Annotated in this window: 2 rRNA genes and 1 pseudogene; all 3 read left to right on the top strand. The window is 44.1% G+C overall.

Features of this window, described 5'->3' with window-relative positions:
• Nucleotides 1-372 (top strand): 23S ribosomal RNA (locus KH286_RS09580); the annotation flags it as partial.
• A gap of 148 nt (nucleotides 373-520) precedes the next feature.
• A 5S ribosomal RNA gene (gene rrf, locus KH286_RS09585) occupies nucleotides 521-636 on the top strand.
• Nucleotides 637-759: 123 nt separating this feature from the next.
• Nucleotides 760-1,004 (top strand): annotated as a pseudogene (locus KH286_RS09590) (ATP-dependent DNA helicase); the annotation flags it as partial.

Genomic DNA, 1,004 nt, shown 5'->3' on the forward strand with positions numbered 1-1,004 from the left:
GAAGTAGGTCCCAAGGGTATGGCTGTTCGCCATTTAAAGTGGTACGCGAGCTGGGTTTAGAACGTCGTGAGACAGTTCGGTCCCTATCTGCCGTGGGCGTTGGAGAATTGATTGGGGCTGCTCCTAGTACGAGAGGACCGGAGTGGACGCACCACTGGTGTTCCGGTTGTGTCGCCAGACGCATTGCCGGGTAGCTAAGTGCGGAAGAGATAAGTGCTGAAAGCATCTAAGCACGAAACTTGCCAAGAGATGAGTTCTCCCTGTCATTAAGACAGTAAGGGTTGTTTAAGACTAAGACGTAGATAGGTCTGGTGTGTAAGCGGTGCGAGCCGTTGAGCTAACAGATACTAATTGCCCGAGAGGCTTAACTATACAACGCTCAAGGGTTTTTGAGGTTGTAAGACTAAAATAAAAAGACTCAGAGAAGAAAGAGAAAGTTTTTAAGGTGAATCAGCTTGTTTGGTTGTGAGACACTAGAGATAGTGAGAGCAGAATAGAGAAAAGTTATTAAAGGAATAATCCTGGCGGCGATAGAGCGGTGGTCCCACCTGACCCCATACCGAACTCAGAAGTGAAACGCCGATGCGCCGATGGTAGTGTGGGGCTTCCCCATGTGAGAGTAGGACACCGCCAGGTACTGAATGTAGAACCCCGAGCTGAATGGCTTGGGGTTTTTTGTTTTATATAAAATATTAGAATTCATATATAAATGAGTCTAATAATGATAAAATCTTCGCCTATTTCTAGATAGCAATAATTATGAAAAAACAGATAAGTAAGATCTTTTCCAGTGATGGCGAATTGAGTAAGAATATCAAAGGATTTAAGCCACGAGCAGAACAGCTCGAAATGGCTCAATCAGTAGGATATGCTATTCAAAATAAGCGTTCGCTTGTTGTAGAAGCTGGAACAGGCACCGGAAAGACTTTTGCTTATTTGGCACCGGCACTCATTGCTGGAAAGAAAACAATCATTTCAACTGGATCTAAAAATCTACAAGATCA

It is taken from the genome of Veillonella parvula, assembly GCF_018378075.1.
GTDB classification, from domain to species: Bacteria; Bacillota; Negativicutes; order Veillonellales; family Veillonellaceae; genus Veillonella; species Veillonella parvula_K.